The 6,552-nt window shown below is 67.1% G+C and carries 5 protein-coding genes and 1 tRNA gene; 3 read left to right on the forward strand and 3 right to left on the reverse strand.

Translation table 11 applies throughout. The features are described from left to right. Nucleotides 1-73: 73 nt before the first annotated feature. Nucleotides 74-1,687, reverse strand: a complete 1,614-nt coding sequence (locus tag AABA78_RS18210; RefSeq protein ID WP_338264283.1) for an LVIVD repeat-containing protein — start codon at nt 1,685-1,687, stop codon at nt 74-76. Nucleotides 1,688-1,869: 182 nt separating this feature from the next. Beyond that, nucleotides 1,870-2,502 (reverse strand): glutathione S-transferase family protein, encoded by a 633-nt coding sequence (locus tag AABA78_RS18215; RefSeq protein ID WP_338264284.1) that lies wholly within the window; start codon nt 2,500-2,502, stop codon nt 1,870-1,872. A gap of 92 nt (nt 2,503-2,594) precedes the next feature. Here AABA78_RS18215 and AABA78_RS18220 point away from each other — a divergent pair, with 92 nt between their 5' ends. From AABA78_RS18220 to AABA78_RS18230, 3 genes are all read left to right on the forward strand, one after another. Next, nucleotides 2,595-3,233, forward strand: a complete 639-nt coding sequence (locus AABA78_RS18220) for a glutathione S-transferase family protein (protein ID WP_338264285.1) — start codon at nt 2,595-2,597, stop codon at nt 3,231-3,233. A 98-nt stretch (nt 3,234-3,331) separates the two neighbouring features. Beyond that, nucleotides 3,332-4,300 (forward strand): pyridoxal-phosphate dependent enzyme, encoded by a 969-nt coding sequence (locus AABA78_RS18225; protein ID WP_338264286.1) that lies wholly within the window; start codon nt 3,332-3,334, stop codon nt 4,298-4,300. 286 nt (nt 4,301-4,586) lie between these two features. Beyond that, a complete protein-coding gene (locus AABA78_RS18230) occupies nt 4,587-6,260 on the forward strand; it encodes a peroxidase family protein (protein ID WP_338264287.1) in 1,674 nt (557 codons plus the stop codon). A 101-nt stretch (nt 6,261-6,361) separates the two neighbouring features. Here the strand turns inward: AABA78_RS18230 and AABA78_RS18235 are convergent. Then, a tRNA-Arg gene (locus AABA78_RS18235) sits at nt 6,362-6,435 on the reverse strand. Between the last annotated feature and the right edge of the window lie 117 nt (nt 6,436-6,552).

Genomic DNA, 6,552 nt, shown 5'->3' on the forward strand with positions numbered 1-6,552 from the left:
GGCCTCGGGGGAATGGCGCGGGAGATCTACACCGCAGGAACCGCGCGCGTCCCCCACCCTCTCCTCCGCGCGCTCAAGGCTCGTTGAAGATGAGCAGTCCGCGCGCGGTGTCCACCACGTAGACATACCCGTCGCCCGGGACGCGCATTCCGATGGCGCCCTCAAAGACAATGCCCAGCCGGTGCGGGTCGGTCTCGCGATAGGTGTTGAAGTAGGCAACTTCCTTGGGGAGCGTGGGATTGGCCACGTCGAACACGCGCACGCCTTCCTGGTACCAGGCGACGTACAGCCGGGTGCCCTTCAGGATCATGTTGTGGATGGAGGTGGTGGGGCGCAGCCGGTGCTCGGCGATGAGCTGGATGTGGGCCGGGTCGGTCACATCCAGCACGCGAAGGTGCGAGCCCTCCTGCTCACTGCCCTCGAACGCGATGGTGCGCCCCGCGAAGGTCCCCACCGCGCTGGCATGGCTGTATTGCCGGTTGTAGTGGTACCGGCCCAACTCCTGGACCTGCAGCGGGTCGCTCGGGTCGGTGACCAGGAAGCCGATATCCGTGTGGTTGATGTAGAGGCGGCCGTCGTATGCGACGGCGTCGTGCGGATAGCTGGTGACGAACTCCTCCGACGTGAAGGTGAAGCGGTTGAGCAGGACTGGCTCGCGCGGTGACGTGATGTCGAAGATGAGCGTCTGCGACGGCCGCAGCGCCATGGCGTAGAGCCGGTTGCCCTCCACGAACAGGGTGTGCACATCCAGGGGCGCGCCGCTGGGCACACTGCGGATGTAGGTCGGGTCCCCCGGATTCGAGATGTCATAGAGGATGACGCCCGAAGCGCGGGTGGCGATGTAGAGGACGTCGTCCTTGGCCCACGCGGCGTTCCAGTACCCATCGTCCGGAAGGGCAATGACCTTCTTCAGCACGGGGTGGCGGCGGTCACTGACGTCGAAGACAGTCAAACCGCCCGAGGGCATGTTCTTCTTGAGCTGGATGGACACCACGTAGGCATGGTTCTTCGTGACGTAGACGTCCGCCGGAAAGCCAAGCCCGACGAAGGATTCCGAGACAAGGTTCATGCCCCCGGAGGACTCGGCCTCCCCTCGGCCCCAGACCATCCGCTCCGAGTCGAACGTCCCCTTCTCCACGAGCACCCCGTTGCGGCAGATCGCATAGCAGCCGGTGATGTGGTTGCGTTCCGGCGCGTCACAGCCCGCCAGCGCATACTTCGTGACCACGCCCCGGGACGAGGTGAAGCTGCTTGCGAGGTACATCCCCTGGTCATTGAACTGCTGCCGGGTGAGGGGATCGAAATTCAGGGTTCCGGCGCCGCCATCCTCCGGGAGCAGGATGCCGACGCCCCCCCATGGGTACTCGCCGGAGTTCGAGCGCAGCTCGGTCTGGTAGATGCCGTGCCGCTCCGCCTTGCCGAGCGCACCCAGGTTGCACTTCGACACGTCGAAGAGGGCCGGGGTGTCGCAGTCGAGCTGGGTTTCGAGTGGGGGCGTGAACTCGCAGGGAGCGAAGACGCCGCGGTCGATCCAGTCGCCTTTCTCCTCGATGGGGGTGGAGGTGCCGTCCCACGCCACGACAGGGGGCGTGCCGGCATCCGGCGTCCCCTGGGGGTCAGTGCAGGCCATCAGCAGCACGGGACAGATGAACAGCCACATTCCCAGGCACCGGGGAAGGCAAATCATCGCTCGCCTCCATTGCTGACGGCGTACGACCGGTGCGTCCACATGCACTCACAGCGCGGAGCGGTTCTCGTCATGAAGAGAGGAGCCCCGCGCTACCGCCGTGATGCACCCTCACTGAAGAGCAGGGCTTCCACCGTGTATTCACCCGGCGGCAACGTCGCGGCTCCCTCGACCCACGCCGCTCAGGCCCACTCCGTCAGCCCCTCGCGCTGGTACAGGGTCGCGAACGAAGGCCGCGCCTTCAACCGGGTGGCGACCGCGGCCAGGTGCGGCCACTCCGTGGCGGGCTTCGGCATGGCGCGGGACCAGCGCATCAGCATGACGAGGTAGAAGTCCGCGACGCTGAGCGTCTTCCCCAGCAGGAAGGGGCCGTTCGCGGCGAGGTGCGCATCCAGCACCTGCCACGCGCGCTCGATGCGGCCCGCGACGGTGGAGCGCACGGCTTCGGCATGCGCCTCGCCCGCAGGCTCGTGGGGGTACCACCACTGCCGGAACAGCGGCTGCACCATGTTCGCCAGGTGGAACATCCACTGGTAGTAGGCCATGCGCGTCGCGCTTTCCGGCGCGGGAGCCAGGCTCGCCTCCGGATGGCGGTCCGCGAGGTACATCGCCAGGGCCGCGGCCTCGAAGTGCGGCTTTCCGTCAATCAGCAGGGTCGGCACGACGCCATTCGGGTTGAGCGCCAGGTACTCGGGGCGCTTCTGCTGTCCGGCGCCGGTGTCGACGTGTTCCAGGGAGTGCGGCTGGCCGAGTTCGAGCAGCACCCAGTGCACCAGCATGCTGGCGGCACCGGGCGAATAGTAGAGCGTGTACATGCGGTCTCCGTGCGAACGGGGTGACAAGGTGCGGCATATCCTCTCAGGGAGAGCTCTGCACGCTCCATAAGCGCGCGCAGTAGGATGCGCGAATGATCAAGGTCTACGGCTTCTCCCGAGTGAACAAGATGGCCCGCGGCAGGACCCGCGACCTGCGCGTGCTGTGGGCGCTGGAGGAGATGGGGCTGCCGTACGAGGTCGTGGGGATGGATCATCCGCAGCGCGACCTCGATACGCCCGCGTATCGCGCGCTCAACCCGTTCGGACAGATTCCGGCGATCGACGACGACGGCGTGGTCGTCACCGAGTCCGGCGCGATCCTGCTCTACCTCGCCCGCAAGAGCGGCAAGCTGATGCCGTGTGACCTCGCCGGCGAAGCCCAGGTGCTGCGCTGGTGCGTCGCGGCGCTGAACACCATCGAAGTCCCGATCCTGACCGCGTGGTTCGTCGACCTGAACGGCGGCAAGGGCACCCAGGCGAGCGATGCGCTTCACCAGTGGGGGGACATGCGCCTGAAGCAGCTCGACGGCTGGCTCGAGGGCAGGGAGTTCGTCGCGACCGACGCGTTCACCGTCGCGGACCTCTTGATGACACATGTGCTGGGCGCCGGCATCGACGAGAGTGTCGTCAAGGCCTATCCCAACGTGCTCGCCTTCCAGAAGCGCTGCATCGCGCGCCCGGCCTGGAAGAAGACGTTCGACGCCTACAACGACCGCGTCGAAGCGGCCTGAGCGCTGCGCGCCGCGGCACCGGGCGCATGGACTGGACGGCTGACGAGTCCTACCGGACCGCGATGCGCGGGGTCCGGTTGGTATAGCGTCCGCCCTCCATGCGCCCTCTACACATCACCACCCCCTTGCTCCCCCACGATGCGCTCTCGGCTTCGCTCGGCAAGGACGTGCTGCTCAAGCTGGAGAGTCTGCAGCCTTCAGGATCGTTCAAGCTGCGCGGCATCGGGAGGCTGTGTCAGCGGGCGGTGGAGACCGGCACGCGGCAATTCATCTGCCCCTCCGGTGGCAATGCCGGCTTCGCCGCGGCGGTTGCCGGGCGTGCCCTGGGCGTGCCCACCACCATCGTGGTCCCCCATTCGACACCGGAGTCGGTGCGTCGGCAGATCGCCGCACTCGACGCGTCGGTGGTGGTGCACGGCGCCGTCTGGGACGAAGCCAATGAAGAGGCCCTGCGCCGCTGCGCCACTGGGGAAGCCACCTATGTGCCGCCGTTCGACCACCCGGACATCTGGGACGGCAACGCCACACTCATCGACGAGGCGGTGGCCCAGGCCCAGGATGGCTTTGACGTGGTGGTGTGCGCGGTAGGAGGCGGCGGGCTCATGTGCGGGGTGCTGGAGGGGCTTCACCGCAACAAGCTGTCGCACGTGCCAGTCATTGCCGTGGAGACCGAAGGTGCCGCTTCACTGCACGCCGCGGTGAACGCCGACAAGCTCGTCACACTGCCAGCCATCACCTCCATCGCAACCACGCTTGGCGCCAAGCGCGTGGCGCCCGCGGCCTTCGAATGGACGCGCCGCCACCCGATCCACAGCGTAACGGTGAGCGATACGCAGGCGCTCGATGCGTGTCTGCAGTTCGCTGACGACCTGCGCATCCTCGTCGAACCCGCATGCGGCGCCGCCCTCGCGGTCGCGTACCAGGGGCTCGACGTGCTGGCTCCCTATCGCCGGCCCCTCCTCGTTGTTTGCGGTGGCATTGCCGTGGACCTGGCGAAGCTCGTGACGTGGCGCGAGGAGCAGGCTTCCCGTCGAGCAATGGCCAGGGGTGTGCCGGCGGGCCCCTGAACCCAGCGCGTCATGCAGATGGCTGACGCCGCACCTCCGGGATTTCTTTTCCAGACTTGAATGCATTTCGACCCAGCCCCAAGGCCAGCCCGTCTGGCCATGGGGCTGTGACGATCCGCGCCATGCCCTCATCAACATTGCATGGAGATTGTTTTTGATGTCATTGCGGACCCGGGGACTGCAATCCTTGCTCCACTCCAAATCCAAATCTTGCCACACTTTCATGATGACAAGCGGACAATGACAATTGTATGAAGCGCAAGCATTGAAGCGAGGGGGAGTGCACATGCGCAGAGCGTCAATTGCTGTCCCGAGGAAGCCGGCCCGTGCGTTGATCATGTTCGCCACGGTTGTTGTTGGTTCCGCAGCGCACGCGCAGGATCGTTCCAGCGAAGAGGCGGACACCGAGTCGCTGCACACGCAGTACCGCTCCATCGACGGAACGGGCAACAACCTGGCGCACCCGCGGTGGGGCGCGACGGAGGAGCACCTGCTGCGCGGGTCGAGCGGTGCGCACTACGCGGATGGCGTCTCCGCGATGGGCGGCGTCGGGCGCCCCAGCCCGCGCGACGTCAGCAACGCGCTCTTCCAGCAGGACGTCTCCATCCCGAACCAGCACCGGATCAGCGACTTCATCTGGACCTGGGGCCAGTTCCTCGACCACGACTTCAGCCTCACCGAGGGCGCCAACGAGTCCGTGCCGGTGATCGTGCCGCAGTGCGACCCGTACATGGACGTGCTCTGCACCGGCGCGCAGAAGATCCCCTTCAAGCGCTCCGTGTATGACCCGGCCACCGGCACCGGCCCCACCAACCCGCGCCAGCAGTTCAATGAGATCACGGGCTACCTGGACGGGTCGAACGTGTACGGCTCCGACGCGGCGCGCGCCGCCTGGCTGCGCACGTTCCAGGGCGGCCGGCTCAAGGTGACGCACACCTCCTATGGCGACCTGCTGCCCTACAACGACGGCACGCAGCCGAACGCGGGTTCGCCCGAGCAGCCGGATCTGTCCACCGACCTGTTCGTCGGCGGGGACATCCGCGCCAACGAGCAGCCCACGCTGGCCGTCATGCACACGCTGTTCGTGCGCGAGCACAACTGGCAGGCCGCGCGCATCGCGCGGGAGAACCCCCGCTTCTCCGACGAGCAGATCTACCAGGCCGCGCGGCGCATCGTGATCGCCGAGCTCCAGCACATCACCTACACCGAGTTCCTCGATGCCCTGCTGGGTGCCCACGCGCTGCGGCCCTACCGCGGCTACGACCCCAGCGTGAACGCGGGCATCGCGCAGCGCTTCTCGACCTCCGCCTACCGGCTCGGCCACACGCTGCTCAGCCCCTTCATCCTGCGGCTCAATGAGGACGGCTCGCCGGTCGCCGCGGGGCCGCTGTCGCTGCGCGATGCCTTCTTCAGCGCGACGCCGCCCCTGCTGGAGAACGGCGGCATCGAGCCGTTCCTGCGCGGTGTCGCCGCCCAGAAGGCGCAGGACCTGGACCGCTTCATGATCGACGACGTGCGCAGCTTCCTCTTCGGCCCGGCGGGAGCCGGCGGCCTGGACCTCCTCTCGCTGAACCTCCAGCGCGGGCGCGACCACGGCCTGCCGGACTTCAACACGGTGCGCGCGGAGCTGGGGCTGAGGAAGTACAAGCGCTTCTCGGACATCACCCATGACGCCCAGGCCGCCCAGGCGCTGGAGCAGCTGTACGGGAGCATCGACAACATCGACGTGTTCACGGGCATGTTCGTCGAGAAGGACGTGCCGGGCAGCATCGTCGGCGAGACGCTGCGCGCGGCGCTCGTGGAGCAGTTCGAGCGCACCCGCGCGGGAGACCGCTTCTGGTACGAGCGGTCGCTGAACCTCTTCGACCTCCTGCGGGTGAAGACGACGCGGCTGTCCGACATCATCCGGCGCAACACCAGCATCCGGAAGATCCAGAACGACGTCTTCTTCGTGAAGTAGCGCGAGGAGCCCGGCCGCCGCGCACCCCGAGCGGCGAGCCGGGCGCTGCGCCGCCGGAAAGAAAAACGCCCTGCTTCCGCCAACTTGGGAAGCAGGGCGAGTGACCCCGACAGGAATCGAACCTGTGGCCTGCGGTTTAGGAAACCGCCGCTCTATCCAACTGAGCTACGGGATCAGAGACGGCGGGCGTTATAGCAGGCGCATCGACGCGCGCAATGCGTGAGCGCCCCCCTGGCCGGCGGGGTGACCGCCGGTCGACGAATGCTCCTTGGGGGGCGTTCCTCCCTGCCTG

The organism is Corallococcus caeni, from assembly GCF_036245865.1.
Lineage (GTDB): Bacteria > Myxococcota > Myxococcia > Myxococcales > Myxococcaceae > Corallococcus > Corallococcus caeni.